Source organism: Anaerofustis stercorihominis DSM 17244, from assembly GCF_000154825.1.
Classification (GTDB): Bacteria; Bacillota; Clostridia; order Eubacteriales; family Anaerofustaceae; genus Anaerofustis; species Anaerofustis stercorihominis.
Genome location: NZ_DS560019.1, coordinates 198,978 through 225,457, shown reverse-complemented (window position 1 = coordinate 225,457; position 26,480 = coordinate 198,978). Strand labels below are relative to the sequence as shown.

The following is a 26,480-nucleotide window of genomic DNA, read 5'->3' as shown; positions in this document are numbered from 1 at the left end:
ATGAAAAAATCTATTTTGGTACTGTTTGGCGGGAATTCTCCGGAGTACGATGTATCTCTTAAATCAGCTTATTCCGTTATTAATTCAATAAACAAAGATCTGTATGATATAAAACTAATTGGAGTTAGTCGCAGCGGAGATTTTTATTTATATGAAGGTGATATTGAAAAGATAAGAAATGATACTTGGCATTTGGATAAGAATTGTTATGATGCTTTGATATCGGGAAATACATCAGAGCATGGTATTGTCGTTTTTAAAAATGATGAATTAATAATAATACATATAGACGCTGCTTTTCCTATATTACATGGGAAAAACGGAGAGGACGGAACGATACAGGGATTATTGGAGCTTGGCGGTATACCTATTATCGGCTGCGGTGTATTATCTTCGGCTTTATGTATGGATAAATACAGGGCTCATAAGTTAGTTGAAAGCATGGGGATTAAAGTGCCTAAATCTGTTTTGATTAATAAAAGCATAAATGATTTCAGTAATCATATTGAATATTTAGGTTTTCCGATATTTGTAAAACCATTAAAAGCAGGTTCATCTTTTGGTATTACAAAAGTTGAAGATAAAAAAGACTTATTTAAAGCGGTCGATAAGGCTTTTGAATACGATGATAAAGTAGTACTGGAAGAAAATATCGACGGTTTTGAAGTCGGATGTGCCGTGCTTGGTAATGAAAAGCCGATAATCGGCGAAGTAGATGAAATAGAACTTTCCAAAGGATTTTTTGATTATGTTGAAAAGTATAATTTAAAAACTTCTAAAATACACATGCCTGCAAGGATAACCGAAGAAAATGCAAAAGTCATTAAAGAAACCGCACTGAAAATATATAAAATATTGGACTGTAAGGATTTTGCACGTATTGATATGTTTATAACGAAAGATAGAGATATTGTATTTAACGAAGTCAACACTATACCCGGCTTTACAGCTCATAGCAGATTTCCTAATATGCTTAAAGGTATAGGTATGGATTTTGATGAAATAGTAAATAAAATTATTTCATTGGCGGTGTAATCATGAAAAAGTTGTGCTTAGATAGAAATCAGGTATTCAGCGGGGAACTTATATTGGTAAATAAGGATAATCCTATTAGGGAAATAATTCCTTACGAAAATATATGCCAAATAGATAAAGACAGTAAGGTTTACTTAAATAAGAATGTTGATTATATATTAAAAGAATTGCTGTTTGAAATTGGCAGCACTGATGAGATAGCATATGTAAGCGGATATAGAACGCTTGAAGAACAAATAGAGATTTACAATAATTCTCTTAATGAAAACGGAGAAGATTTTACAAATAAATATGTGGCTCTTCCCGGGCACAGTGAACATCAGACCGGATTTGCTATAGATTTAGCAAAGAATAACGGGGATATTGATTTTATAAGACCCGATTTCCCTAATGAAGGTATATATAAAGAGTTTAGAGAAAAGGCTCCCGCATTCGGATTTATTGAAAGATATATAAAAGAGAAAGAAAGGGTAACTGGAATATCAGCGGAACCTTGGCATTTCAGATATGTGGGCTTTCCTCATTCCAAAATAATCACGGATAAAAATATGGTGCTGGAAGAGTATATTGAATTTATAAAGGATTTTAAATATGGTAAAAAATCCCTTATTGTTAAAGATAAAAATTTAAATATAGAAATATCATATATATGCTTCGAAAGCGAAAAAAATTTAATATCTATACCCGATAACTCTCCGTATGTTATTTCGGGAAATAATGTCGATGGTTATATATTGACATTATGGAGATCCTGATATGAAGACTTTTAAATATAACGGCATAGACTGTTTTAGATTGATTGCCGCATTTTTGATCATTGCCATACATATCGGTCCTCTTAGCAGTATAAATAATACATTGGATTTTGGTTTTACATATGTTTTATGCAGGATAGCGGTTCCTTTCTTTTTGATGACGACGGGATATTTTATATTGTATCCCGTCGCTGTAGAGGGAAATGATAACTCTCGATTTTTAGCATTTTTAAAGGGCACTCTTATTTTATATGTAGTTTCTGTAATATTATATTTGCCTGTTAATATTTATTCGGGAGCATTCAATAAATCATTTAGTATTTGGGGTGTTATAAGAGCGTTTTTCTTAGACGGAACCTTTTATCATTTATGGTATCTTCCTGCCGTTTTAATTGGCTGTATCTTTGTCTATTTACTTTGCAGGAAAGTAAATATCAAAAATGTATTTATCATTTCACTGTTTTTATATCTGATAGGTTTATTCGGAGATAGTTATTACGGATTTATAAAGAATATGCATTTTATAAATTACTTTTATGACATTATATTTAAAGTAACTTCTTTTACCAGAAACGGGATTTTTTACGCTCCTGTATTTTTGGTTCTTGGTATGGTTTTAAGAAAAGTAAAATGCAATATGCAATTTAAATCAAAAGTTATATTTTTTGTTATTTCAATGTCATTAATGCTTATGGAAGGACTTTTGCTTCATTATTTTGATATACAAAGGCATACGAGCATGTATATATTTTTACTGCCATCCATGTTTTTCTTCTTTCAAATATTATTGGATATAAAGGGCGATAGATACAAGGATTTAAGAAATATTTCTATGTATATTTATATTATCCATCCTGCTTTTATAATTACCGTGAGAATGTTTGTAAAGGTCTTTGGTTCTATGAGTGTTTTTATTGATAATTCTATGTTGAATTATTTTATAGTGAGTATCTTATCTTTATTATTTGCTGTTATATTCAATACTCTCTTTACTAAGTATAAGGAGTGGAGAAATGTATGATAAAGGCAGGGCTTGGATAGAACTGGATATAAATAATTTAAATAATAATGTAAATGAGTTTAAAAGAGTACTGCCTAAGGGATGTGAATTAATGCCTGCAATAAAGGCAAATGCTTATGGACATGGACTGGTGGAAACAGCCGAAGCGTTAAATAAAATGGAGATTTATCATTTTTGTGTGGCAGAGATTTCGGAAGGGATAAGGCTAAGGAAAGCCGGTGTTAAAGGAGAAATACTGATACTTGGATATACTCACTTAAGCAATATAAATTTAGTAAAGAAATACGATTTGACTCAAACAGTAATTGACTATAGATATGCAAGTTCGTTAGACGAATGTAAGTTAAATATAAAAGTACATATAAAAATCGATACGGGAATGCATAGACTGGGTGAACATTTTGAGAATATAACAAATATAATTAGAATACTAAGTTTTAAAAATATAGATGTTAAGGGAGTATTTAGTCATTTATGTGTAAGTGACAGTATTGATAAAAAGGATATAGAGTTTACAAAACTTCAAATAAATCATTTTAATAATATAGTCAAAGTATTAAAAGAGAATGGTTATACAAATTTGAAATTTCATATTCAGGGGAGTTACGGAGTACTCAATTATCCCGATTTAAAATATGACTATGCAAGAGTCGGGATTGCACTATACGGAGTATTAAGCAAAAAAAGTGATAAAATTAAATTAGACTTGGATTTAAAACCGGTTTTATCTTTAAAAGCAAGAGTAGAAGTTGTCAGAGAACTTATGAAAAACGAAACTGTTGGTTACGGTCTGGATTTTAAAGCCGAGAAAAAATGTAAGATAGCGGTTGTATCAATAGGTTATGCGGACGGTATTTCGAGAAAATTATCCAATAACAACGGATTTGTTTTAATAAATGGTATAAAAGTTCCTATAATCGCAAGGATATGTATGGATCAATTATTTATAGATGTTTCAAAGGTCGATGATGTGAAAAGAGATGATGAAGTTGTTTTTATAGGACAATCAGGGAATGAAGAAATCAGTGCAGAGGATATGGCGAATAATCTTGATACTATAACAAATGAAATATTAAGCAGGCTGGGAGAAAGGCTTAAGAGAATATACAAAGTATGATTATGATTTGTTTATTTCACTTTATTTGTACTAAAAATTAATATTAAATGTATAAAAATAAGCATAATGGTGCTATAATGTATAGAAAATGTATATTTTTATAATTAAAGAGGTATTGATATGAGTGAATGTTCACATGATTGTTCAACATGTTCTGCTAATTGTTCTTCGAGAGAGCAAACAAAAGAAGATTTTTTAGTAAAACCACATAAAAAAAGTAATATAAAAAAAGTAATAGGAGTTGTAAGCGGTAAAGGGGGCGTAGGAAAATCTCTCGTTACTTCGCTTTTAGCTTCTAATATGAAAAAGGAAGGTTATAATGTCGGGATTTTGGATGCTGATATAACAGGGCCTTCTATTCCCAAGATATTCGGAGTAAGCGGAAATGTATATGCGACAAAAGAGGGCGCTTATCCAAAAAGTAGTAAAGGCGGGGTAGATATCATGTCTATAAACTTGCTTTTGGATGACGATACAAAGCCTGTCGTATGGCGTGGTCCGGTTATAGCGGGAGCCGTAGGTCAGTTTTGGACGGATATCATATGGGAAGATATAGATTATATGTTTGTGGATATGCCTCCGGGAACAGGTGATGTTCCTCTGACTGTTTTTCAAACTCTTCCTGTAGATGGTATAGTAATAGTTGCATCTCCTCAGGAACTAGTTTCCATGATAGTGGAAAAGGCTGTTCATATGGCAAATATGATGAATGTAAAAGTTTTGGGCTTGGTTGAGAATATGAGTTATATCGAATGTCCGGACTGCGGTAAAAAGATAAATGTTTTCGGTGAAAGCCATGTAGATGAAATAGCTGAAAAATATAATTTAGATGTTCTTGCAAATATCCCTATAGACCCGGAAATAGCAGAAAAATGCGATAAAGGCGAAATCGAAGATTTGAATAAAAACTATGTAGATAAAGCCATAGAAAAGTTAAAGGAACTATAGGAGGATATATATGATAAAACATATCGTTTGTTTTAAATTAAAAGACAGCAGTGAGAAATCATGTAAAATGGCTAAGGAAACATTGATGTCCATGAAAGGTCATGTAGATATGATCAAAGATATTAATGTGGGTATAGATTTCCTTCATTCCGACAGGTCTTATGATATCATTTTGGAAGTTGTTTTGGATAATGAAGAAGCTCTTGAGGCGTATCAGCATGATCCATATCATGTGGATGTGGTAAAGACTTATATGCATAAAGTAAGAGAAACGAGTATTGCTGTAGATTATGTAATAGATTAATTTTAAAGGGACCTAAGCAGGTTCCTTTTTATTATAAATTTTTATTTTTTTATAAATAAGTATGTGTATAATATAGAAAGGAGGAGCTTATGAACAGAACAGAAGAATTCTTGCAGCTCTATAAAAAATTGGAACAGACAGCTGTTATGGAATATAATTTTCCTAAGGACGGAAAAAGTATAAGCAGGTTAATAAATTTAAAATGTTATAAACATATCAGAAGAGAGTTGGAATACTGCAAAGAAATAAGAAATATACTTCAGCATAATCCCAAAGTAAACGATGAGTATGCGATTGAACCAAGTAATGCCATGATAGAACTGTTATCTAATATTTTAAAGCAAATTGAAACTCCAAAGAAAGCTATAGAGTTTGCTGTAGATTACAATGATATAATAAAAGCTTACATTGGTGATAATGTAATGGATTTTATGAATAAAATGGATAATAAAAAAATAAGTCATATTCCAATAATGAATGAGAACGGGATTGTCCGAGGTGTATTTGGAGAAAATACTGTTTTTCAGTGTGTGCTTGATGAAGGTATAGATGAGATCAATGATAAAACCAGATTTTTTCATATAAAAAGATATTTATCTCTCGATAATCCGATACTCGAAAAGTTTCTTTTTGTACATAAAAATACTTTAATGATAGAAATAGAAGATATGTTATATAATGCATATAAGAGAAATGAGAGGATAGGGGCTATCTTCATTACGGAAAATGGGAAAGAAATTGAAAGATTGATCGGTCTTATTACTCCATATGATGTAATAGGATATAAATAGGGAGAATTATGAATTTTATTTTTACGGAACAGTTTATAAATATATGTGAAATTATTGGTATAATAGCTTTTGCAATTTCCGGAGCCATGGTTGCCATAGAAAAAGACTTGGATGTATTCGGTGTTGTCGTTTTAGGCGTTACAACCGCTCTGGGAGGAGGAATAATAAGGGATATCATACTTGGTATGCTGCCACCGAATATGTTTACGAACGGAACTTATGCGGCTCTTGCGGCTGTTGCCGCTTTGGTGGTATTTATTTTTTCTTATTATAATTATAAATATATTGAGGATCATATAAACTTATTTAACAATGCTCTTAATGTGTTTGATGCCATAGGACTTGGTGTATTTGTGATACTTGGGATGAACTCGGCTATTTTTGCGGGATTTACCTATAATAATTTTCTTCTTATTTTTGTAGGTGTCATTACGGGTATTGGAGGAGGAATGCTCAGAGATATAATGGTCTCGGATATACCCTTTGTTCTAAGAAAAAGGATCTATGCTCTTGCCTGCATCGTTGGAGGAGGCGTTTATTTGGTACTGCTTAAAAATAATGTGAATTCTGATATATCTGTTCTTATAGGTATTTTTTCTATTATATTTATAAGACTTCTTTCAAGAAAATATAAATGGTCTCTTCCTAAGGTAAAAAAATAATTTTTATCAATATTTGTAATAAAAAAATGCAGTTAAATAAACTGCATTTTTATTTTTTATATACTATTCTTCTAATGTCCAGCCTGCTTTTTGTAGACTTTCTTTAGTTTTATCCAAAGATAATTTTGTTACCTCACCGCTTGAACCTGTTACAGGAAGCAAGCCTTTTGATATTACTGTTTTTAAAGTTTCCTCGTCTGTCGGTATAATGATTGTTTCTACGATCTTATCTCCGCTTTCTTCTGCCTTATATGTAATACCCTTGATATTCTTATAAGTATCTTTTGATTCTTCAACTACTTTTTTTAATTGTTTTATTTGGCTGCTGTTAAAGTTTTTTGTGTTTATTGTAGAAGTTTGCGTTAATTTTATAATCGTATCACCTTCTGCATCAGCAACCATCTTTACATCAACCCCGTTCGAACTGTAATTAAATGTTGCTGTTTGTGCTTTAGAACCGCATCCCGCCATTATGAATACAAGACCCAATGCCAGTATTACTTTTAGAACTTTTTTCATCTTTTTCGTTCTCCCTATTTTATTATTTTTTCTTAATTAAATCGTAATATATAGTATAAAATTTGTCAAATTATTTATAAAAAAATTATACATTAAATCAACTAATAATTGATTTTATCAACTAAAATTAACTTTAAATCCATTGTTTATATTTCCTTTACTAATATAATAATATTAAGAGGTGAATAAAATGAAAGAAATAAACATTTCAAATATATTAATTGAAAAACGAAGAGAAAAGAAGCTCACTCAGGAAGATGTTGCAAATTATATGGGGGTTTCCAAGGCTTCTGTTTCGAAATGGGAGACAGGAGGAAGTTATCCGGATATAGAATTACTTCCAAAACTCGCAACCTTTTATAATATTTCTTTGGATGAGTTACTTGGATATAATCCAAACCTTACAAAAGAAGAAATAAGAAAAATCTATCATAGCTTAGCAGATGATTTTGCAAATGAAGATTTTGATAATGTATTCAATAAATGTGATGAAATAATAAAAGAATATTATTCATGTTTTCCTTTGCTTCTGCAAATGGTACTTTTACTTATTAATCATTATGCATTAGCCGGCAATGAAGAAAATTCTCAAAAAGTCATCAATACGATTTTAGAATTATTGAAAAGAATAAAAAGTGAATGTGAAGATATTTCTATAGTAAAGCAAAGTGTTATTTTGGAAGCGAATATATATTTAATGACCGGAAAGCCCGATCAAGTTATAGAACTTTTGGGAGAAGAAATAGTTCCCACTGCTAACAGCGATTCTCTTATATCCAGAGCATATGAGCTGATGGGAGATTATAAAAAAGCAAAAGAAATCACACAGATAACTATATTTCAAAATTTGATGGATTTGGTCGGGAATATGCTTGTATATCTTTCCCTAAATCATGATAATAAAGAGGTTTTTGAAGAGACGTTAAAAAGGCTTGAAAAATTAAATGATACTTATCATATAAACAGATTAAACCCTAATTCCATGATCCAAGTTTACTATACTGCCGCAAAATTATATATGAGTTTTGATGAGTCCGATAAAGCTATCAAGATAATCAGGAAATATAAAGATGTTGCTGTAAGAGATTTATTTCCATTAACTCTTCATGGAGATGATTATTTTGATATGATAGATACTTGGTTTAAAGATTTTGACTTGGGGGAAAAAGCTCCCAGAAGTGAAAAATCCATTAAAGACGATTTAGTGAATTTAATTGATACGGAGCACGACTTTAAAAGTCTGAATGAAAGTAAAGAATTTCAGAATATACTTAATGAATTAAAAATAAATTTAGGAGATAATTAAAATGAATACGATTAGTAATATAGGAGAATATTTACCATTTTTGATCCCTATTATCATAATAGAATTGGTACTTATGGTAACAGCTTTAATACATGTGCTCAGACATGATAACTATAAAATTTTAAACAGACCTGTTTGGATTGTTATAGTTGTATTTATACAAATAATAGGTCCTGTAATTTACTTTGTTTTCGGAAGAAGTGACGAATAGATGGATAGCTTAATAATAGAGAATTTATCAAAGAGTTTCGGCTCCAATAGAATAATAGATAGCATTTCATTTTCTGTCCCTCAAGGTTCGATTTTTGGTTTTTTGGGAGAAAACGGAGCCGGAAAGACAACGACGATGAAAATGATATTGGGGCTGCTTAAAAAAGATGACGGGATTATCAAAGTTTGCGGAGAAGAAGTTTATTACGGAGAAACCAAAACGAACAGATTTATAGGATATCTTCCTGATGTTCCCGCTTTTTATGGATATATGAAACCAATTGAATATCTTAAATTATGCGGTGAAATAACGGGGATGGACGGTAAGATATTAAAGAGAAGAATTGAAGAATTATTAAATCTAGTGGGACTGGAAAATAATAATAAAAAAATAGGTGGTTTTTCCAGGGGAATGAAACAAAGGCTTGGGATTGCACAGTCATTATTAAATGAACCAAAACTTTTGATCTGCGATGAACCGACTTCAGCCCTTGATCCTGTTGGAAGAAAAGAGATCCTTGATATACTTCTTAAAATAAAGGGGAAGAGCACTGTTATCTTTTCAACACATATTTTATCAGATGTTGAAAAGATATGCGACAGTATAGCAATTCTTCATAAAGGTAATATCGCACTTAGCGGCGAAGTTGAAAAATTAAAACAAGGCAAACGAAAAGATGTTTTGTCCATAGAATTTACTGAACAAACGGATTTAAATAAATTTATGATGTTTGAGAAGATACTTGATTATAAAGAGCATATAAATGTTGAAGGAAAAAATGTGTTGATATCCTCAAATAATATCGGTAAAGTACAAAGATATGTACTTTTTGAACTGGGTAAAGAAAATATACTTCCTGCTAAAATAGAAATATTAGAGCCTACTTTAGAGAATTTATTTATGGAGGTGGTAAAATGAAAAGTTTTATAGCCTTTACAAAAAAAGAATTTTTGGAGCTTTTTAGAACATATAAAATACTTATAATATTGGCAGTATTCCTTGTTTTTTCTATGATGAATCCGATAATTGCAAAGATTACCCCTTTACTTGTTGAAAATTTTATGCCTGCAGGAATGAATATTACAATACCTGAGCCGAGTGCAATGGATTCGTGGATGCAGTTTTATAAAAACTTGCCTTTGTGTCTTATCGTTTTTGTGATTGTATTTTCCGGGATTTTGACGGTCGAGATAAGTAACGGTACTCTTATAAATATGCTGACTAAAGGTTTAAGAAGGGCAAATGTTATAATATCTAAACTATTGACCATGTTAATCATGTGGACTTTTGCATATTTATTATATTTTATGGTTACTTATGTTTATACGATTTATCTTTTTCCCGAGAATATAAATAATATAATATACGCAGCTTTGATGTATTATATATTTGGAATACTTATAATATCCGTTATGATATTTGCAAGCAGTATGTTTAATAGCAATTATGGTGTGTTATTATTTACCGGGGGAGTAACTGTGATATTATTCCTTATAAATATAGTTCCTAAAATACAAAAATATAATCCTTTGATGCTTATCAATGATAATATGTCATTACTTCAAAGTAAACTGTCGGTCGGTGACTTTAAATTTGCTTTAATGACATTAACTGTAATGTGCTTTGTATTTATTATATCGGCAATACCTATATTTAATAAAAAACAGATATAAAAAATAAGCCTAAATAAAAGGCTTATTTTTTTATATTTTACTTGACATATCTGTTATATCTGTATATACTGTATATATACAGAAAAAGAGGTGAGGATATTGGATATAATTATTAGTAATGTCGACGATAAACCAATATATGAACAAATTTATACACAAATCAAAAATTTGATTGTTTCCGGGAAATTAAAGGAAGGCGATCCTCTTCCTTCCATAAGAAGTCTTGCAAAGGATTTGAGAATAAGTGTCATAACCACAAAAAGGGCTTATGACGAACTCGAAAAAGACGGATATGTCTATACTTTAAAGGCAAAAGGGTCTTTTGTTAATAAAAAGGACACAAAGCTTATTAAAGAGGAAAATCTAAAAAAAATAGAAGATTATATCAAAGAGATAATGGTGCTTGCAAAAGTATGCGATCTTGATAATGAAGAATTACTTGAAATGTTTAAGCTTATGGCGGAGGAATAGAAATGAATGCTATTGAAATTAATAACTTAACCAAAGAATATAAAGATTTTAAATTGGATGATATAAGTCTAACCTTACCAAGCGGGTATATAATGGGGCTTATAGGAGAGAATGGTGCAGGAAAAAGTACAACGATCAAACTTCTGTTAAATGCTATAAATGCAGATAAAGGTGAAATCAGCATTTTAGGAAAAAGCAATAAGGATAATTTTAAAGTTACAAAAGAAGATATTGGTGTAGTTTTAGATGAAGCTCATTTTCCCGAAGGTGTCAATGCAAAACAAGTTAATGTGATAATGAGAAATACTTATAAAAATTGGGATGAAAAAGTATTCTTCGAATATATAAATAAATTTTCCTTGCCTCTTAAAAAGAGTTTTAAAGATTTTTCAAGAGGAATGAAGATGAAGCTTATGATTGCGGTTGCTCTTTCCCATGACGCAAAGCTATTGATTTTAGACGAGGCTACAAGCGGACTCGATCCTATAGTAAGAGATGAGATATTGGACTTATTCTATGATTTTACAAGAGATGAAAGTCATTCGATCTTAATTTCTTCGCATATAGTTTCCGACCTTGAGAAGCTATGTGATTATATTGCATTCCTTCATAAAGGAAAATTATTATTCGTAGAAGAAAAAGATATCCTTCTTGAAAAGTACAGGATACTGAAATGCAGTAATGCCGAGTTTGACGATATTGACAAAGATGCCGTAAAAGGTGTAAGGCGAACGGACTACGGAGTAGAAGCTTTGGTATTAAAAGATAAGGTAAATAACGCTTTTAAACTTGAAAAACCAAATATTGAAGATATTATTGTTTTTATGGCTAAGGAGGTTAAATAAATGAAAGGTCTGATTATTAAAGATTTGTATGAACTTATAAAGCAGTGCAGATTTGTTGTTTTATTATGTTTGGTTTATATGATAATAGCAATAATGGGTGAAAGTTCAACATTTTTCTTGGCATTTGCTATAGTATTCATTTCAATGCTTCCTATTACGCTTATGGCTTATGACGAAAAAAGCAAATGGGACAGCTATGCGATCACTATGCCATATACAAGAAAAGAAATGGTTTTAAGCAAATATATATTGTCGCTTATCGGGATACTTTCTATGAGTATTTTATATTTGATACTAAGAGGCACAACATTATTGATCATGGATGGAAGCTTATCCAAGTTACCGGGTATGATGACTTCAATGCTTCCTATGATACTTGTTGCCATACTTTTCAGTTCCATAAACTTTCCTATTATATTTAAGTTCGGAGCGGAAAAGGGAAGACTTGCGATGATCATCCTTTGTGCTTTAGTAGGAGGTATATTTGGAGCCAGTGCAGCTAGTGCCGAAGAAGGCGGAGATTTCTTTGTCAGTATATTTTCGAGTATACCGAATATCGTTTATCCTATTGCCGCAGTGATTTTACTAATAATTTCATTTTGGATCTCAGTTAATTTCTATGAGAAAAGAGAATTGTAATTAAAAAAGACATCTTTGATAAGGTGTCTTTTTTATGGGGCACTATGCCTCACTGCGTGAGATTTCGCGCCCAGTGATTATTGTACAATAAATGTGGATTTTAAAATGAAGTCGTGTTAAAATTTAAATACTAAATAAAGGAGATAAAATATGAAAATATATAATATAAACAAAAATAACGAAGATATTTCTGTGGTTGAAAGTGAAGATATATTAATAAATGATGTAGGTTCCGGGCTTGATTTTGCTATGGAAGTTTCCAATATGACGGGAATAAATAATATAATTTTGAATAAGGAAGCTGTAAATGATGTTTTCTTTGATTTAAAAAACAGGATGCTTGGGGAACTATTACAAAAGTATATCAATTATAATATAAAGATAGCTTTTATCGGAGATTTTTCGGGATATGATAGTAAGGCTTTGAATGATTTTATATACGAAAGCAACAATGGCAGAGATTTCTTTTTCGTAGAAGATATTGATATCGCTGTAGAAAAGATGACTAAATAATATTTAGGAATATATAGATTATAAGAGATATGTTTGGTTTATTGTAACATAATATCGGTAAATTAAATATAATAATACAAAATAGCGAAAAATATTAATCAAAATTAGCACTCTAGTCTTGACAGTGCTAATCAAAAGTGGTATATTATAGTTGAACAAAGAGGAGGACCTTTCAAAAGAGATTTAAATCCAAGTAGTTCAAAATTTAGGAAGCATTTAATATGATGGGAGGAATGACTTATGATGTTACCTAGAATTTTGTCAGAAAGCTTATTTGATGATTTAATGGACTTTCCTTTAGAAAAAGATTTCTTTGGCGGTAAAAATCCTTTATATGGGAAACGCGAAAAAAATCTTATGAAGACCGACGTAAAAGAAAAAGACGATAACTATGAAGTCGATATTGATTTACCGGGGTTTAAAAAAGACCAAATTTCAGCTGAATTAAAAGACGGATATCTAACAATTAGTGCCAGTAAAGACCTTGACAAGGAAGAAAAAAACAAAGAAGGAAAGTACATCAGAAAAGAACGTTACAGCGGTTCTTATGCCAGAAGTTTTTATGTTGGAAGTGATGTTAAGGAAGATGAAATCAGTGCTAAGTATGAAGATGGAATATTAAAAATGGTTATACCTAAGAAAGATGTAAAACAGATAGAAGGTAAACGAATTATTTCTATAGAGGGATAACATATAAAAAGGACTGTCATTTATGACAGTCCTTTTATTTTACTGTTCTTTATTTAAAAGCGTAATTCCGATACAAACGAGGGATAAACTTAAAAGTGTAATGCTGTCATTCACATTTGTTTTTCCTATAATATTTAATACCAAAACCGCGACAGCCAAAGCAAATCCCACACATTTGAAAACAAGCATTATAGTATCTTTTATGTTTGATTTGTCTGTTTTGCTTATTTCATTATTGCTGCTTCCCAGTAATTTATTGGGGTCGATATCCAAAATATCCGCTAATTTGGGTATCAATGATATATCCGGATAAGAAAGTCCTCTTTCCCATTTTGATACCGCTTTATCTGTAATATTTAATTTGTCGGCGAGTTCCTGCTGAGTCATGTTTTTTTCTTTTCTGAGACTGCTTATGAGTCTACCCATTTCGTTGTCCATTTAATTGCTCCTTTATCTTTGATTAATTATATTATAAATTATCATTAAAATAAAGGCTATCCATACAAAGTAGAATTTGGTAAACCTATGGTTTAGTTCCTATTTATAAAAAAAGAAACCCTTATTTTAAGGATTTCTTTATGTTATTATTCAAATATATTATCTTGTTCTTTTCTGAGTTTTACAACAAGTGAGTTTTCATCAAGAATAACATCATCATAAGTTATTACTTCGCCTTTTCTAACATCTTTTGCCATATATGTATTAGAATTTATAAGTCCTATAGGAAGAGCATTCAATTCCTTTGCAACTTCTCTTTTATCTATAGTTCCGTAAGTTGAAAATCCTCCGATACCATCGATTTTTTCTCCTTTTTTAAGGTCTTTCTTTGCTACGGTTATCGTTTCGCATACCAAACCGTTCATTGGAACTATTGTATTTGCTTTATCAAGGACCGCTCTTGCAATTGTAAGTGGTGTTTCCATTCCGCATAAATGATAAGGTCTGTATAATACGTAATTAGGTCCGTCACCTATCCTTAAATACTGAAGTTCGTGATGAACGAATTCAAGATCTGTTGATATTATGCAGAATACTCCCGGTGCAATACCGTTTACCCATTCCACAACTCCGTAATTATTTAAAATACCACCTTCTTCTTTCAAAGATAATATTTTAACCAATTCTTTGATATCGCTTTTTGGTCCGTGACCTCCTCTTACATCCGGAACAAGCCCTGTAGAGTTTGCCATACAGCAAAGTTCAACCATATTTTTTGTTCCGTCCGAGAAAGAACACTGCATTTTGGGGCTAACACCTCTGCTTATTGCATAATCTCTTATACTGTCAGGTGTGCATGAGTGGTCTACCTCATTGTTTTTACCTTTACCGATGACTTTGATATCGAATGCCAAAGCTTCGCAGAAATCAAACATTTCTTTTACCGCACCCGGTTCGTCTCCCGCACTTCCCGTATATATAACACCTGCTTTATCCGCTTTTTGTTTTAGTATCGGTCCTACTACTACGTCTGCTTCAACGTCAAGCATTATGATATGCTTTTCGTTATTTATTGTATCTATTGCTATTTCCGCTCCGATATCCGTAAATCCTGTAGCGTCTACTACCGCATCTGTACCCTCTACGAATGAAGCTATGCTTTTATCTTCGCTGACAACGATTTTTCCTTTATTGATGGCGTCGTTTGCTTCAGATAATTTGTTTGTTATTATGTAGTCATCTTTTGTTATATTGGATTTAGTGAATGCGTATAATACTTTATCCACATCTATATCACAAATCACGGAAGGTGTCATTCCCTTCATTTTATAAAGCTGGCTAATCAATCCTCTGCCCATTTGTCCTGCTCCCACAATACCTACTTTAATAGGTCTGTTGTTTTCTTGCAGTTCTTTTAATCTGTAATTCATTCCTAGCATAAATTTATTTCCTCTTTTCTCTTAAACTTTTTACAAATCCCCTCAAACTTGTACATATTTAAGCAGGATAATTATAACACCATATTTTATATTTATACAAATTTTAATTAAATTCTAATTAATATGATATATTATAATGCTTATAAAATAAGCATAATTTCAATATTTATAAAAAATAAACTTTTGTAATAAATATTGATATTAAAGGGACATTGACATATAATATAATAGTTAAAAAATAGCATTAAAAGGAAGTTCATTTATGGAAAATAATAAAAAAAATAAAGGAAAGATAGTAGTCATCGGTATCGTTGCGGCTATAGTGATAGTGACTAACTTACTTACCTTTTTAATAACATCTTCTTGTAATTTGGCAATAGGAAATAAAGTTCTTATAAATACACCAAGTACTACGAGTGCTAAGAATATAACAAAATTGGTATCACTTGAAAAACTACTTAAAGAAGATTATTATACCGAGTTAGATGAACAGAAATTATGGAATTATGCGTTTAAAGGTTTATATGCGGGAACCGGAGATCCGTATTCCACTTATTATACCGAAGAAGAATTTAATTCTTATACCGAAGGATTTGACAGTAATTATTCCGGTGTCGGCATACAAATAATGAATAATGAAAATAGTCAAGTAATAGTCGATTCTATATTTCAAGGTTCACCTGCGGAAAAATCAGGTATGAAAGCAGGGGATATAATAACAAAAGTGGATGATATGGATACCACAAAGGCTTCCACTTCAGATGTTTCTAAAAAGTTAAGAGGAAAAACTCATACAAAAGTAACCGTTACCGTTCTTAGGGATAAAAAAGAAATAACAATGGTAATCACCAGGGACAAGATCGATATGAAGAGGGTTTCCGGTAAAATGATAGGTGATTTGGGTTATATAAAAATAACCGAATTTACCGATAAAGTAGGCAAACAATTTGAAAATTATTATAATGAATATACCAATAAAAATATGAAAGGTCTTATTATCGATTTGAGGGATAATCCGGGAGGCCTTGTAAATGAGGCTACCGAAATAGCTAACTTGTTATTAAAGGAAAACAGTACGATTATTTCTACGACTAACAAGTCAGGAAAGACTCAGACCGTAAAAGATACCACAAGCGAATATGCTAAGGTTCCTATTGTTGTCTTAATAAATGAAAATTCTGCCTCATCTTCGGAAATTTTATCTTGTGCATTACAGGACAACAAAGTGGCGACGATAATGGGAGTTAAATCATATGGAAAAGGAATAATCCAAGAAGTAAAATCTCTTCTTGACGGTTCGGGAGTTACAATAACTTCAGATGAGTATGTGAGTCCTTTAGGACATAAAATTCATAAAAAAGGCATTACGCCTAATCAAACAGTAAAACTAAATAGTAAGAAATCATTAAATCAATTATCTGAAAAAGAAGATAATCAACTACAAAGTGCTATTAAATATTTAAAACAAAATATAAAATAATAAAAGGAGAAAGAATATGGGATACAAATATGTAATATTCGATTTGGACGGAACGATCGTTGATTCACAGCTTGGAAGCTGCAAGGGATTTCAAGGTGCACTCAAAGCGTACGGTGTAGAAGAAAGCTTGGAAAACATTAAAAAATTATTGGGACCACCTCTTTCAAAGACTATCATTACAAAATACGGTTTTAGCGAAGAAGACGGAAAAGCGGCTATGAAGCTCCATTTTGATTATTTAAAAACTAAAGGTATTTTTGATGCTGAGTATTATGACGGGATGTTTGAAATGCTGGATAAGTTAAAGGAAAATGGCATAAAAATCGCAATAGCTACGAATAAACCCGAAGAAATTTCCATTAAGCAGTTGGAACATTTAAAATTAAAAGATTATTTTGATTTTATTGTCGGAAACAATGAAGCACAAAATAGAGGAACAAAAGCTGAATTTATTAAAATGGCAATGGACGCTATAGGTGTTGTTGATAAAAAAGAAGCAGTAATGGTAGGGGACAGATACAATGACCTTGAAGGCGGAGTTGAAAACGGACTCGATACAATAGGTGTTACATATGGATATGGTTCAGTAGAGGAAATCGAAGGATGTAATCCTACTCATATCGCTAAAACTCCTTTGGATATTGCAGATATCGTATTAGGGTAGGTATATATTATGGGATATAAATATGTAGTATTTGATTTAGACGGAACAATAGTGGATTCACATGAGGGAATATGTATATGCTTTCAGCAAGCACTTAAATCAGCAGGTATCGAAGAGAGCGTCGATAATATAAGGAAATTGCTCGGACCTCCTCTTTCAAGAACCATTATCACAAAATATGGTTTAAGTGAAGAAGAAGGTGCCGCGGCAATGAAAATACATATGAAGAGATTGAAAGAAAAGGGAATATATGAATGTAAGATTTATGAAGGTATTCCAAAACTTTTAAAAACTCTTAAAGAAAATGGGATCAAAATGGCGATAGCTACCAATAAACCCGAAGAACCTTCTATCATGCAGCTTGAACATTTTGATTTAGCTAAGTATTTTGAAATTATTATCGGTAATGATTATACTCAAACCAGAGGAACAAAAGGTGACTTTATAAGAATGACTCTTGAACATATGGGTGTAGAAGATAAAAAAGAAGCAGTAATGGTAGGGGACAGATATAATGACCTTGAAGGAGGAGTAGAGAACGGACTTGATACAATAGGTGTTACCTATGGATACGGTTCTAAAGATGAAATCGATAAGTGTAATCCGACTCATATTACAGATACTCCGCTTGGGATACTTGATATAGTATTAAAATAAATAAAAAAGACCGATTTCACGGTCTTTTTTAAATTGTGATATTACTGAACTCTTCGTCCATTTCGTCATCGCTGAAGTTAAGCTCATCATCTTCTTTATCCTTTACCGATGCGATTTCTTTTAGCGCTTCGGCTTCTTGATGTTCATTATCCTTTATTGTATCTATGTTTTCTTCGACTTTTAATACTTCTGCTTTTAATTTATTGAGTTCTTCGTCGATGTCTTTATCTCTTGCTCTTCTTTCGATATTTAATAATTCTTTTTTAACCTCGGCTTCGAGCTTTTCTATTTTGCTTGTTGTTTTTGCAAGCTCTCTCATTATTCTGTCCAGCTCGCTTTCAGCTTTCTTTTTTTTGAATACTTCCTCTTTTTTAAAGGGTTCCGATTTTGCCACTTCTTCTATATCAAAATTTTCCAGTTCTTTTATCAGTATCTCTTCATCATCTGAAGTTTCTTCGATTACCGTTTCCGTATTTGTTTCTCTAACGGCTTCAGCATGTTCTTCTTTTAATATAGGTTCTTCTTCTGTTCCTGCTTCTGTTTCTTCTGCATTGATTTCGTTAATTTCTTCTATGATTTGAGTTATATCTTCTTCATTTTCCTCTTCAATGATTGAATATTCTTCATTAAGCTCAGTAGCTGCGGTTTTCTCTGTTTCTTTTATAGCTTTTGTATAAGTATCATTGATATCAGTTATTGGGGCAGACTTTATTAGTTCTTTTTCATACCCTTTATCTTCCGTCAATTCAAATTCATTTATATACCCGTAGATTTCTTTTTCTTTATAATAGGCTTCTCTTCTTGATTTCAAACCAAACCTTAATAATAATTTGTTTAAGTTATAAAGCTGTCTGAACCCAAAGTTATAAATGAGCGTAAATCCTATAAATTCCAAGCTTTCCGATATATTTATGTTTTTTCTTAAGGATACTTTGTCGGTTATATGAAGGAGTATATTTTTAGCTATATCAAAACTTATATATAAAAGCATAAAACAAAGTAATGTCAACGGAGAAATCACTTTTATTATTGTAAATAATACGGATAAGATGATTATAGGGAATTCCAGTATGGGATTTATTATACTCGTGAATAAATCGTATAACCTGCTTATGGTATTATATGGATTTGAATTATTTATGTCTTTCTTTATGATATATCTGTCTATGATGTCGTCGGTGACGTATTCGTGTATATCATCTATTTCTTCAAAAGCCAATGCGGCATAATTGATTTTGAAATCATTATTATATTCTTCGGTAAGTCTTTGTTTCAAATCGTTGTTTGGATTTGATGTTTCACAGTTGAAACCTCCGACTTCACGTATTTTCCCCAAATTGTATAAGGTAAAGCTGTTTCCTATTTCTTCACCGCTTAAATATTCAAAATTATAAGTCTTTTCAAATAACTTGTTTTTTATGTTTCTCAGAATGGAAAAGCATGAGAAGAAATTATGTGTCTTTATACCCTTATATTCAAGATTTTCTCTATGTATATAGCTGTCATCTTTGATTATCCCGGAAGTAAAAAGAGTGTTGTCGTTTATAAGGAATTCTCTTGTCAGCTTTTTGAGTGCGTTTTTTTCTATAAAGATATTTTCTTCTATAGCAAGTATCAAATCGGCGTTTGTGTTATCCGCGGCTGCATTGATACCGTTCCATTTGTTTGTCTTTTCCGTGTTTAGAAGGTTTATTTTATCGCTTTTGTATATTGATATTATTTCGCTCTTATTGGTTTTATATTTTATACTTTCGATATTTTTCTTTAAATCGAAGTATTCTATGATTTTTCTTGAAAATTTCAAATCACCGGAAGTATTTACTATATATATGTCGTAATTATCATAATTCAAACTTAAAAGATTTTTTACCTTTAACATGAACTTATTTATGTTAGGTTCGGCATTCAGTATTAGAGATATTTTCTTTGATTTTTTATCTTCAATGAGTTCTTTATATCTTTTGTTGTTTTTATGGATTTGTCTGAATACCAGAACGGAGGGGATAACTCCCGCAAAGAGAGATACTATCCCATACATAAGGATATATATCGTCATTATTATAAAAATTATGTATAAAGTGTTCATATATCCTCCTAACTTTCCAGATAATCTCTTAAAGTGAGTTTTAGTTTTATATTATCGGTTTCGTCTTTAAGTCTTTTCAGTACGGGAAGCAGTATTTTCCTGTCTTTGAATTTATTGAGTGCGGTTTTGATTTCTTCAAAAGAATAATCTGCAAGTTTATCGCACGTAATCACTACTGCTTTCGCAAAAGTATTTATGTCGCCCCTAAGAGATATTACAGAAAAAGCGTGAGTCCTTATTCTTTTGGAGTTGCTTTTTAAACAGTTTAAAAGAAATTCGTTTGCTTTTTCGTCTTTTATGTCATATGAAGCGGTAATGGTTATCAAGTCATTCAGGTCATCGGAATAACTGTCTTCATATATGAAGCTGACATTTTGATTTATTTTATTATTTATTTCATCCATGAATTTTCTCGTAATGGTTTCATGGTCGGTATCAGTGAGAACTTCTTCCGCCTTTTTATAAAATAAATCCTTCATAGCTTTATCTTTATTTATATTCAAACATATGAATTCTATGGTTTCGCTTTGAGGGAATTTCCCGTGGGATAGATTATCGAAGCTTTCCGTGACAGCTATGATAAATTTTTTTATCTTGATATTAAAAATTGCATTTTTGATTTTAGCGAATAATGTTGATAATGAAAAATACAATATCACAATAAGCAAAATCATTAATATTGCAGTGAGTACGATCAATGTAAATCTGTTCATATTTCCTCCTGAAAATCTACTTTAGTATATCATAATTCGATTTCTTTTTCAAAGAAATGACATAATAAGGGGCTCTGCCCCTTTCATCCCGCCATTTTTTGCTTGTCCAAAAAATGGACAAAACGACCCCGCTGGGCGCGGTGCCTAAGCCTTCGGCAAAAGGGATATTAAACTTACTAAAGTTATTCACCCGCATATTACCTAAAAGATTTATTACCTTAAATATAAGATAAAACTTTTCAAGGTAATGTGTGAGATATAGGTTATTTCACAAAACGCGGGCGATATTCAAAAGCAAACCGCAAGTTTTCCCAATGACCGCTATCCCGCCGCATATTGCACTAAATAGAATATTTAATATATTTATAATAAAAAAGAACCCAAGGGGAAAACAAAGGTTCTTTTTCATTATTTATTTTTCCTGATCATAATCCCTGTTTTTAAACGGTTCATAATCAAAAAATTCATATAAGCTTATGTCGAGAGCATCACAAAATCTAATTATAAGTTTTAATGACGGTGAAGAAGACTTCCCGTCTCCTATGCTGTAAATACTGGTCGTAGGCATTTGATGTTCCCTGCAAAATTTATTTATGTTTGTACCTTTTTCTTTTAATAACTCAGTTATCCTTTTATAAACGATTTTTGAAATTTTCATATCATTTGTCCTCTGATTTTTTTCTTCTATAAGTAAGTATTTACATCACAAGAAAAAATATTACACAATATTTCAATTTCTTCAAATTTTATTTTTTTATATATGAAAACATAATATATGTTGACGTATGCTACGTCTGCATAGCTTATTTTACATTTTAAAATATAGTATTATAAAGTAAGATAAATATTTAATAAAATGTAGGAGGAAAGAAATGAAAATAGACTATTTAATGATGGGAGAAAGGCTGAAAAGGCAGAGGATAAAACAGAAGCTAACACAGGAGCAGTTGGCGGAGGCTGTGGATTTATCGGTTAGTCATTTAAGCCATATTGAAAACGGAAATACCAAGACATCGCTTCAGACTGTTTTGAATATTGCAAATGTACTAAATATAAGTATTGATAAGATTTTAGGTATCGACTTCGGGACAAAAACAAGACATGTTCCGATAGCGGAAATAGATGTGATATTTAAAGATTGTGCAAAAGATGAAAAAGAATTTTTAATAGAGAATTTAAAATCTTTAAAATCACAATTAAAAAAGTTCAAATAAAAAAGAATGCAAATGCATTCTTTTTTTTGTTGTTTTATTATTTAAAAATATCTTAAAGTTTTATTTTAATTGGGGGCGGGGTAGCTTCTTTTCCAAGAAACGCGGGTAGCGTTTCTCAGGAAATCAGGAAGCGTTAAGAGCCATCACGGCGACTGAGTGAAAGCATTTTATCGAATATTTTTTGCTTCGGAAAAATATTCGCAGGGTTCCTAAGGGAAGTCCCTTACAATGGGTCGTAGGGCGTGCCCTACAAAGTTAAGGGGTGAAATGGGCAGCGCCCCTTGTAAAGAACCTAGTGAAGTCTTTTTCCCCCAAGTCTTGTAAAATCTCTGTAGAATTCTTTGTAGTAGTTTGGCATGGTTGAGGGTACTTTTGCTTTTATTGGACTCAGTGCCTGTCTTGAAACGGCACACAGTGCAAATATGCTTTCATGAAGCTTTAAATCGTTTACCGTACCGCCTTTTAACATTTCTCTCCCTCTTATTATAAGGTCTCCTCCGAAGATAAAGCTGTCTCCGCCCACGGAGTTTATTGCGTGAGACAAATCGTTTGCGGCTAAGGTATCTTTTACATATATATCCTCTACGTTTTTAAGCTTGCTGGTCCCGTCGGCAACGCTTGCTATCACTGCAAGGTATGGCATCAAATCGGGCACTTTGCTTATATCTATGTTAAAGGCGTTTATCCTGTTCGGTCTTGCTATTATATCTCCGTTGGGACTTGCAAAAATATCTATCCCTATTACTTTTAAAATATCCAAGAGTTTTTTATTATCCTGTCTGCTTTTTAGGTTTAGATCTTTTACCATTACCTTATGTCCGAGAGCGCTTGCGGTTATCCAAATGCTTGCCATTGTAAAGTCGTTTTCTACGGTTACATTGCATGGTTCATACTTTGTGTTGATTATATCGAATTCTTTAAAGTTATTGTTTCTTACGTCTATTTCAAAGTCTTTTAAGATTTGAATGGTCCTGTTTACATAAGCTTTATCTTTTATTTCTCCGACTATTATTACTTTAGAGGCTCTGTAAGCTCTTGGCAGCATTGAAAGGAGTGTGGATAAACATTCTTTTTCGATGTCGGCTCTTATATAAAAAACAGACTTATCAATGCCGGTTTTTATTTTTAACGGATATTCTCCTTTTTCCATTTGTATCTTGGTAAATCCCTTTTCAAAAAAGAGACTGTAAAATGAGTTCAAAGGATTTTGTATAATCGTGTTTTTGTATTTAAGATTGAATTTAGTCTTTGAAATCAGCAAAATGGGTGCAAAAGTCCTAAGTAAATTTAAGTTGTTTCCTAAATCTATTTCTTCAAGTTTTATGTCAAAAGGATAGGACCCTTTTATCCTTAAAGTTTTTCTTTTGCCCTTAAATTCGTCAACGGTTATCCTTGCTCCCAGCAGACTCAATATATCAAGTATCTCTTTCGTTTCTTTATCGAGTAAAACATTTTTTATTATACTTGTTTCATTCGTAAAAAGAGAACATATCAAATATCTTTTTAAGTCTTCCAAAACCGGTTTAGCGGTAACTTTTCCGTTTAAAATTCTGCTATCAAGTGTTATCTCCATTTTTACCCCATAACCCCATTTTAAGATTTTACTTAATTTTACTATTTTTAAATTAAAATATCAATTATTTAATATATTTTTAATATTTTCTCCATATCGTAATTACTTTATGTTATAATATTTTCGCAGAGTAGATAAGATGCGTTAAGTGTTAAAGGATGGGAAGTTGCCTTTAAACGAAAACGAAAGTTGCGGTATCTTATTGCGTCCGCTGTGGATTTACATTTAAATATGTCATGAATAGCGGAGCTTTGTCTAGTAATACTTAGGAGGTAAAAAGTATGAATAGAGCAAGCTCTAGTTTAGTTAGTACGAGAAAAATCGTTTTCGCGGGACTGCTGATTGCAATGGGGATAGTACTGAAGATGTTTGAAATCAGTGTGACACCCAATTTCAGGATCGGGTTTACTACCGTTCCCACGATTTTTTCGGGGATACTCCTTGGACCCGTTTATGGTTTTGCCATAGGGTTTTTGTCTGATTTTATCCAATTTGTCATAAAGTCGGACGGAGGTGCATTTCACCTCGGTTTTACCCTTACCAGTGCCTTATACGGACTTATTCCCGGACTTATTGCAATGATGGTCAAAAAGAAAAATATCGAACTTGAATTAAAACATATTGTACTCATAGTAGTACTGTGTGAAGTTATATGTTCGATACTCTTAAATACCGTGTTCCTTATCCAGATGTACGGTTACGCTACGATAGCTATGATACCCCAAAGGTTTATAAAAGCCGTAGTCATGATTTTTCTCAACAGTGCAATAATTTATTTTCTATATAATAATACTAAAAACAAAATAAAGGTTTAAGGAGAAGGATTTAAAATGGGTTACAAAAGTGATATTGAAATTGCTCAGGAAGCAAAGATGGAAGACATCAGGGAAGTAGCAAAGAGAATAGGTTTAAGCGAAGACGATATAGAACTTTACGGAAAATATAAAGCAAAAGTGGATTATAATGTTTTAAAGAGGACCGAAGGTAAGAAAGGTAAACTGATACTTACCACTGCCATCAATCCCACTCCGGCAGGGGAAGGGAAAACAACGACTACTATCGGCGTTGCAGACGCAATAAGAAGGCTTGGTCATAACACGATAATGGCGCTTAGAGAACCTTCTCTCGGACCTGTGTTCGGGATAAAAGGCGGAGCTGCCGGCGGCGGATATGCTCAGGTCGTTCCTATGGAAGACATCAATCTCCACTTTACCGGTGATTTACATGCCCTTACTGCCGCTAATAATCTTCTTGCGGCGATGATAGATAATCATATCCAGCAGGGTAACGAACTTAATATCGATACGAGAAGGATAGTTTGGAGAAGAGCTATCGACATGAACGACAGACAGCTTAGGAATATCGTCTGCGGTCTCGGCGGAAAAGTAAACGGGACTCCTCGTGAAGATGGTTTTGATATAACCGTAGCAAGCGAAGTAATGGCTATATTCTGTCTTGCCAACAATATCACTGATTTGAAAGAAAGGCTCGGTAATATAGTTGCCGCATATAACATGGACGGAAATCCCGTTACCGCAAGAGATTTAAAAGCAAACGGAGCTATGGCAACACTTCTTAAAGACGCTTTGAAACCGAATTTGGTACAGTCTTTGGAAGGAACTCCAGCTTTTATTCACGGAGGACCTTTTGCGAATATAGCTCACGGATGTAACAGCGTTATCGCAACGAAAATGGCTAGACATTTCTGTGATTATGTAGTAACGGAAGCAGGTTTCGGGGCAGACCTCGGGGCGGAAAAATTCCTCGATATAAAATGCAGACTTGCAGACCTTAAACCTGATGCGGTAATCATAGTTGCGACGGTAAAAGCTCTTAAATACAACGGGGGAGTAAGTAAGAACGAACTTGGTGAAGAGAACTTGGAAGCTCTTGAAAAGGGACTTCCTAACTTGCTTAAACACGTTGACAACATAAAAAATGTGTTCGGACTTCCTTGTGTTGTTGCTATAAATAAATTCGTCAATGATACTGAAGCCGAAATCAGTCTTATTGAAAATAAGTGTAAGGAACTCGGCGTAAACGTAGTCTTAAGCGAAGTATGGGAAAAAGGCGGCAAAGGCGGGGAAGACCTTGCAAAAGAAGTTATAAGGCTTTGTGATGAAGAAAATAACTTTAAATTCTCTTATGACACTGATTTAAGCATTAAAGAAAAAATCGAAGCGATAGCAAAAAAAGTATACGGAGCAGACGGCGTTGACTTCCTTCCAAAAGCTAAGAAAGAAATGGATAATTTCGAGAAATTAGGTTTTGGGAATATGCCTATCTGTATAGCTAAAACACAGTATTCGCTTTCCGATGACCCAACCAAACTCGGAAAACCGGAAGGTTTCAGGATAACGATAAAGGATATGACCGTTTCTGCGGGAGCAGGATTTATAGTTGCACTTGCGGGGGACGTGATGAAAATGCCGGGGCTTGGAAAAGAACCTGCTGCATTTAAAATCGACGTCGATGAAAACGGAAAGATCTCAGGATTATTTTAGAAAATAAAACTTATTTTAAAGACCGTGAAAGCGGTCTTTTTATTTTGTTTTTTTAGATATACATATGAATATTTAATGTTAAATTAAGAGTTTTAACTAAAGATGATTTTGTCTTTTGGTATCAATTGATGAAATATGATTTGATATGATGTTTTAAAGGTGTATTTATGTATAAAGGGTAAGGTCACATGCTTGTTTTGGAGTATGATGTT

30 protein-coding genes and 1 riboswitch are annotated in these 26,480 nt (G+C 32.3%); of the genes, 23 read left to right on the top strand and 7 right to left on the bottom strand.

Features of this window, described 5'->3' with window-relative positions; genetic code table 11:
• The 8 genes from vanG (at position 1) to ANASTE_RS05695 (ending at position 6,633) form a co-directional block, all read left to right on the top strand.
• Complete coding sequence (gene vanG / locus ANASTE_RS05730; protein WP_039945211.1) at positions 1-1,035, top strand: D-alanine--D-serine ligase VanG; 1,035 nt, start codon at positions 1-3, stop codon at positions 1,033-1,035.
• Positions 1,036-1,037: 2 nt separating this feature from the next.
• Positions 1,038-1,790: a M15 family metallopeptidase gene (locus ANASTE_RS05725; protein ID WP_007050031.1), complete on the top strand. Its 753-nt coding sequence runs from the start codon at positions 1,038-1,040 to the stop codon at positions 1,788-1,790.
• Between the two features lies 1 nt (position 1,791).
• Positions 1,792-2,811: an acyltransferase family protein gene (locus tag ANASTE_RS05720; RefSeq protein ID WP_007050030.1), complete on the top strand. Its 1,020-nt coding sequence runs from the start codon at positions 1,792-1,794 to the stop codon at positions 2,809-2,811.
• A complete protein-coding gene (gene vanT, locus ANASTE_RS05715) occupies positions 2,804-3,928 on the top strand; it encodes a serine racemase VanT catalytic subunit (RefSeq protein WP_007050029.1) in 1,125 nt (374 codons plus the stop codon). The genes ANASTE_RS05720 and vanT overlap by 8 nt, the downstream gene beginning before the upstream one ends.
• 120 nt (positions 3,929-4,048) lie before the next feature.
• Positions 4,049-4,876 (top strand): Mrp/NBP35 family ATP-binding protein, encoded by an 828-nt coding sequence (locus ANASTE_RS05710; RefSeq protein WP_007050028.1) that lies wholly within the window; start codon positions 4,049-4,051, stop codon positions 4,874-4,876.
• A 10-nt stretch (positions 4,877-4,886) separates the two neighbouring features.
• Entirely contained in the window at positions 4,887-5,180 is a 294-nt protein-coding gene (locus ANASTE_RS05705; RefSeq protein ID WP_007050027.1) for a Dabb family protein, read from the top strand.
• A gap of 89 nt (positions 5,181-5,269) precedes the next feature.
• Positions 5,270-5,971 (top strand): CBS domain-containing protein, encoded by a 702-nt coding sequence (locus ANASTE_RS05700; protein WP_007050026.1) that lies wholly within the window; start codon positions 5,270-5,272, stop codon positions 5,969-5,971.
• A gap of 8 nt (positions 5,972-5,979) precedes the next feature.
• Positions 5,980-6,633 (top strand): trimeric intracellular cation channel family protein, encoded by a 654-nt coding sequence (locus ANASTE_RS05695; protein ID WP_007050025.1) that lies wholly within the window; start codon positions 5,980-5,982, stop codon positions 6,631-6,633.
• Positions 6,634-6,696: 63 nt separating this feature from the next.
• Here the strand turns inward: ANASTE_RS05695 and ANASTE_RS05690 are convergent, their stop codons facing one another.
• Positions 6,697-7,152, bottom strand: coding sequence for a DUF1307 domain-containing protein (locus tag ANASTE_RS05690; RefSeq protein ID WP_007050024.1), 456 nt, complete (start codon positions 7,150-7,152; stop codon positions 6,697-6,699).
• A gap of 190 nt (positions 7,153-7,342) precedes the next feature.
• On the opposite strand from ANASTE_RS05690, the gene ANASTE_RS05685 reads away from it, so the two are divergent.
• The 9 genes from ANASTE_RS05685 to ANASTE_RS05645 all read left to right on the top strand — a co-directional run bounded on the left by ANASTE_RS05685 (position 7,343) and on the right by ANASTE_RS05645 (position 13,500).
• Positions 7,343-8,458 (top strand): helix-turn-helix domain-containing protein, encoded by a 1,116-nt coding sequence (locus tag ANASTE_RS05685; protein WP_007050023.1) that lies wholly within the window; start codon positions 7,343-7,345, stop codon positions 8,456-8,458.
• Position 8,459: 1 nt separating this feature from the next.
• Positions 8,460-8,669 carry a PLDc N-terminal domain-containing protein gene (locus tag ANASTE_RS05680; protein ID WP_007050022.1) on the top strand — a complete coding sequence of 70 codons (210 nt, stop codon included), beginning with the start codon at positions 8,460-8,462 and terminating at the stop codon, positions 8,667-8,669.
• Positions 8,670-9,587: an ABC transporter ATP-binding protein gene (locus tag ANASTE_RS05675; RefSeq protein WP_007050021.1), complete on the top strand. Its 918-nt coding sequence runs from the start codon at positions 8,670-8,672 to the stop codon at positions 9,585-9,587. It begins immediately after the preceding gene.
• A complete protein-coding gene (locus ANASTE_RS05670) occupies positions 9,584-10,342 on the top strand; it encodes an ABC transporter permease (protein ID WP_007050020.1) in 759 nt (252 codons plus the stop codon). Before ANASTE_RS05675 ends, ANASTE_RS05670 begins: the two co-directional genes overlap by 4 nt.
• Before the next feature lie 99 nt (positions 10,343-10,441).
• Positions 10,442-10,813, top strand: coding sequence for a GntR family transcriptional regulator (locus ANASTE_RS05665; protein WP_039945206.1), 372 nt, complete (start codon positions 10,442-10,444; stop codon positions 10,811-10,813).
• Between the two features lie 2 nt (positions 10,814-10,815).
• Positions 10,816-11,658 carry an ABC transporter ATP-binding protein gene (locus tag ANASTE_RS05660; RefSeq protein WP_007050018.1) on the top strand — a complete coding sequence of 281 codons (843 nt, stop codon included), beginning with the start codon at positions 10,816-10,818 and terminating at the stop codon, positions 11,656-11,658.
• Positions 11,659-12,297, top strand: a complete 639-nt coding sequence (locus ANASTE_RS05655) for an ABC-2 transporter permease (RefSeq protein WP_007050017.1) — start codon at positions 11,659-11,661, stop codon at positions 12,295-12,297.
• Positions 12,298-12,447: 150 nt separating this feature from the next.
• Positions 12,448-12,810 (top strand): DUF4180 domain-containing protein, encoded by a 363-nt coding sequence (locus ANASTE_RS05650; protein WP_007050016.1) that lies wholly within the window; start codon positions 12,448-12,450, stop codon positions 12,808-12,810.
• A 240-nt stretch (positions 12,811-13,050) separates the two neighbouring features.
• Positions 13,051-13,500: an Hsp20/alpha crystallin family protein gene (locus ANASTE_RS05645; protein WP_007050015.1), complete on the top strand. Its 450-nt coding sequence runs from the start codon at positions 13,051-13,053 to the stop codon at positions 13,498-13,500.
• Between the two features lie 39 nt (positions 13,501-13,539).
• Here the strand turns inward: ANASTE_RS05645 and ANASTE_RS05640 are convergent, their stop codons facing one another.
• Together ANASTE_RS05640 and ANASTE_RS05635 are read right to left on the bottom strand one after the other, a co-directional pair.
• Entirely contained in the window at positions 13,540-13,938 is a 399-nt protein-coding gene (locus tag ANASTE_RS05640; RefSeq protein WP_007050014.1) for a helix-turn-helix domain-containing protein, read from the bottom strand.
• A gap of 146 nt (positions 13,939-14,084) precedes the next feature.
• Positions 14,085-15,368, bottom strand: coding sequence for an NAD(P)H-dependent oxidoreductase (locus ANASTE_RS05635; protein ID WP_341271229.1), 1,284 nt, complete (start codon positions 15,366-15,368; stop codon positions 14,085-14,087).
• Between the two features lie 271 nt (positions 15,369-15,639).
• On the opposite strand from ANASTE_RS05635, the gene ANASTE_RS05630 reads away from it, so the two are divergent.
• Genes ANASTE_RS05630 through ANASTE_RS05620 form a run of 3 tightly spaced genes read left to right on the top strand, consistent with a single transcriptional unit; the run spans position 15,640 to position 18,178 of the window.
• Entirely contained in the window at positions 15,640-16,857 is a 1,218-nt protein-coding gene (locus ANASTE_RS05630; RefSeq protein ID WP_007050012.1) for a S41 family peptidase, read from the top strand.
• Positions 16,858-16,873: 16 nt separating this feature from the next.
• Complete coding sequence (locus ANASTE_RS05625; protein ID WP_007050011.1) at positions 16,874-17,521, top strand: HAD-IA family hydrolase; 648 nt, start codon at positions 16,874-16,876, stop codon at positions 17,519-17,521.
• 9 nt (positions 17,522-17,530) lie between these two features.
• Complete coding sequence (locus tag ANASTE_RS05620) at positions 17,531-18,178, top strand: HAD hydrolase-like protein (protein WP_007050010.1); 648 nt, start codon at positions 17,531-17,533, stop codon at positions 18,176-18,178.
• Between the two features lie 28 nt (positions 18,179-18,206).
• Here ANASTE_RS05620 and ANASTE_RS05615 read toward each other — a convergent pair whose 3' ends face one another.
• From ANASTE_RS05615 to ANASTE_RS05605, 3 genes are all read right to left on the bottom strand, one after another.
• Entirely contained in the window at positions 18,207-20,264 is a 2,058-nt protein-coding gene (locus ANASTE_RS05615) for a hypothetical protein (RefSeq protein WP_039945202.1), read from the bottom strand.
• 8 nt (positions 20,265-20,272) lie between these two features.
• Positions 20,273-20,977 carry a hypothetical protein gene (locus ANASTE_RS05610; RefSeq protein WP_007050008.1) on the bottom strand — a complete coding sequence of 235 codons (705 nt, stop codon included), beginning with the start codon at positions 20,975-20,977 and terminating at the stop codon, positions 20,273-20,275.
• A 412-nt stretch (positions 20,978-21,389) separates the two neighbouring features.
• Positions 21,390-21,635: a helix-turn-helix domain-containing protein gene (locus tag ANASTE_RS05605; protein ID WP_007050005.1), complete on the bottom strand. Its 246-nt coding sequence runs from the start codon at positions 21,633-21,635 to the stop codon at positions 21,390-21,392.
• Positions 21,636-21,849: 214 nt separating this feature from the next.
• On the opposite strand from ANASTE_RS05605, the gene ANASTE_RS05600 reads away from it, so the two are divergent.
• The gene (locus tag ANASTE_RS05600) at positions 21,850-22,191 is read left to right on the top strand and encodes a helix-turn-helix domain-containing protein (RefSeq protein ID WP_007050004.1); all 342 of its coding nucleotides are present in this window, start codon (positions 21,850-21,852) and stop codon (positions 22,189-22,191) included.
• Between the two features lie 292 nt (positions 22,192-22,483).
• Here ANASTE_RS05600 and ANASTE_RS05595 read toward each other — a convergent pair whose 3' ends face one another.
• The gene (locus ANASTE_RS05595) at positions 22,484-23,764 is read right to left on the bottom strand and encodes a 3-phosphoshikimate 1-carboxyvinyltransferase (protein WP_007050003.1); all 1,281 of its coding nucleotides are present in this window, start codon (positions 23,762-23,764) and stop codon (positions 22,484-22,486) included.
• 124 nt (positions 23,765-23,888) lie between these two features.
• Positions 23,889-23,980: riboswitch (THF riboswitch) on the top strand.
• A gap of 65 nt (positions 23,981-24,045) precedes the next feature.
• Between ANASTE_RS05595 and ANASTE_RS05590 the strand changes: the two genes are divergently transcribed.
• Both ANASTE_RS05590 and ANASTE_RS05585 read left to right on the top strand, forming a co-directional pair.
• Positions 24,046-24,579 (top strand): folate family ECF transporter S component, encoded by a 534-nt coding sequence (locus ANASTE_RS05590; RefSeq protein WP_007050002.1) that lies wholly within the window; start codon positions 24,046-24,048, stop codon positions 24,577-24,579.
• 15 nt (positions 24,580-24,594) lie between these two features.
• Entirely contained in the window at positions 24,595-26,268 is a 1,674-nt protein-coding gene (locus ANASTE_RS05585; RefSeq protein ID WP_007050001.1) for a formate--tetrahydrofolate ligase, read from the top strand.
• Positions 26,269-26,480 lie beyond the last annotated feature (212 nt).

Coding starts and splice junctions, on each gene's coding strand:
- vanG (WP_039945211.1), top strand. CDS start 1: ATGAAAAAATCTATTTTGGTACTGTTTGGCGGGAATTCTCCGGAGTAC.
- ANASTE_RS05725 (WP_007050031.1), top strand. CDS start 1,038: ATGAAAAAGTTGTGCTTAGATAGAAATCAGGTATTCAGCGGGGAACTT.
- ANASTE_RS05720 (WP_007050030.1), top strand. CDS start 1,792: ATGAAGACTTTTAAATATAACGGCATAGACTGTTTTAGATTGATTGCC.
- vanT (WP_007050029.1), top strand. CDS start 2,804: ATGTATGATAAAGGCAGGGCTTGGATAGAACTGGATATAAATAATTTA.
- ANASTE_RS05710 (WP_007050028.1), top strand. CDS start 4,049: ATGAGTGAATGTTCACATGATTGTTCAACATGTTCTGCTAATTGTTCT.
- ANASTE_RS05705 (WP_007050027.1), top strand. CDS start 4,887: ATGATAAAACATATCGTTTGTTTTAAATTAAAAGACAGCAGTGAGAAA.
- ANASTE_RS05700 (WP_007050026.1), top strand. CDS start 5,270: ATGAACAGAACAGAAGAATTCTTGCAGCTCTATAAAAAATTGGAACAG.
- ANASTE_RS05695 (WP_007050025.1), top strand. CDS start 5,980: ATGAATTTTATTTTTACGGAACAGTTTATAAATATATGTGAAATTATT.
- ANASTE_RS05690 (WP_007050024.1), bottom strand. CDS start 7,152: ATGAAAAAAGTTCTAAAAGTAATACTGGCATTGGGTCTTGTATTCATA.
- ANASTE_RS05685 (WP_007050023.1), top strand. CDS start 7,343: ATGAAAGAAATAAACATTTCAAATATATTAATTGAAAAACGAAGAGAA.
- ANASTE_RS05680 (WP_007050022.1), top strand. CDS start 8,460: ATGAATACGATTAGTAATATAGGAGAATATTTACCATTTTTGATCCCT.
- ANASTE_RS05675 (WP_007050021.1), top strand. CDS start 8,670: ATGGATAGCTTAATAATAGAGAATTTATCAAAGAGTTTCGGCTCCAAT.
- ANASTE_RS05670 (WP_007050020.1), top strand. CDS start 9,584: ATGAAAAGTTTTATAGCCTTTACAAAAAAAGAATTTTTGGAGCTTTTT.
- ANASTE_RS05660 (WP_007050018.1), top strand. CDS start 10,816: ATGAATGCTATTGAAATTAATAACTTAACCAAAGAATATAAAGATTTT.
- ANASTE_RS05655 (WP_007050017.1), top strand. CDS start 11,659: ATGAAAGGTCTGATTATTAAAGATTTGTATGAACTTATAAAGCAGTGC.
- ANASTE_RS05650 (WP_007050016.1), top strand. CDS start 12,448: ATGAAAATATATAATATAAACAAAAATAACGAAGATATTTCTGTGGTT.
- ANASTE_RS05645 (WP_007050015.1), top strand. CDS start 13,051: ATGATGTTACCTAGAATTTTGTCAGAAAGCTTATTTGATGATTTAATG.
- ANASTE_RS05640 (WP_007050014.1), bottom strand. CDS start 13,938: ATGGACAACGAAATGGGTAGACTCATAAGCAGTCTCAGAAAAGAAAAA.
- ANASTE_RS05635 (WP_341271229.1), bottom strand. CDS start 15,368: ATGAATTACAGATTAAAAGAACTGCAAGAAAACAACAGACCTATTAAA.
- ANASTE_RS05630 (WP_007050012.1), top strand. CDS start 15,640: ATGGAAAATAATAAAAAAAATAAAGGAAAGATAGTAGTCATCGGTATC.
- ANASTE_RS05625 (WP_007050011.1), top strand. CDS start 16,874: ATGGGATACAAATATGTAATATTCGATTTGGACGGAACGATCGTTGAT.
- ANASTE_RS05620 (WP_007050010.1), top strand. CDS start 17,531: ATGGGATATAAATATGTAGTATTTGATTTAGACGGAACAATAGTGGAT.
- ANASTE_RS05615 (WP_039945202.1), bottom strand. CDS start 20,264: ATGAACACTTTATACATAATTTTTATAATAATGACGATATATATCCTT.
- ANASTE_RS05610 (WP_007050008.1), bottom strand. CDS start 20,977: ATGAACAGATTTACATTGATCGTACTCACTGCAATATTAATGATTTTG.
- ANASTE_RS05605 (WP_007050005.1), bottom strand. CDS start 21,635: ATGAAAATTTCAAAAATCGTTTATAAAAGGATAACTGAGTTATTAAAA.
- ANASTE_RS05600 (WP_007050004.1), top strand. CDS start 21,850: ATGAAAATAGACTATTTAATGATGGGAGAAAGGCTGAAAAGGCAGAGG.
- ANASTE_RS05595 (WP_007050003.1), bottom strand. CDS start 23,764: ATGGAGATAACACTTGATAGCAGAATTTTAAACGGAAAAGTTACCGCT.
- ANASTE_RS05590 (WP_007050002.1), top strand. CDS start 24,046: ATGAATAGAGCAAGCTCTAGTTTAGTTAGTACGAGAAAAATCGTTTTC.
- ANASTE_RS05585 (WP_007050001.1), top strand. CDS start 24,595: ATGGGTTACAAAAGTGATATTGAAATTGCTCAGGAAGCAAAGATGGAA.